Genomic DNA, 330 nt, shown 5'->3' with positions numbered 1-330 from the left:
GGGGCTCCATGGCTGGCATGGGCCACGGGGCGATGCCGGGCGGTGGCTCCATGGGCAGCATGAACATGGATATGGACATGCGCAACCCCGCCAACGTTCCTCCGAACGTGGACGTCGGAGTCGGCGTGGACATGGTCGCGCCTGAACCGCAGGACCGCACCGGCAATCCGGGTCTGGGGTTGGAGAATGCGGGCCACAAGGTTCTGACCTACCGAGACCTTATCGCCCTCAAACCCAACCCGGACAGGCGCCGCCCATCGCGGACGCTCGAGATCAATCTGACCGGCAACATGTATCGCTTCATGTGGTCATTTGACGGACGGAAGTTCA

General features: G+C 63.0%; 1 pseudogene. It reads left to right on the top strand.

Going from position 1 to position 330, the window contains the following annotated elements:
* Positions 1-50: 50 nt before the first annotated feature.
* A pseudogene (locus KZZ07_RS26750) lies at positions 51-330 on the top strand (hypothetical protein); the annotation flags it as partial.

Origin of the sequence: Mameliella sp. CS4 (genome assembly GCF_019392335.1) — a bacterium.
Taxonomy (GTDB): Bacteria; Pseudomonadota; Alphaproteobacteria; order Rhodobacterales; family Rhodobacteraceae; genus Antarctobacter.
Note: the sequence above shows the minus strand (reverse complement) of the source record. Positions and strands in the feature narration are given on the sequence as shown.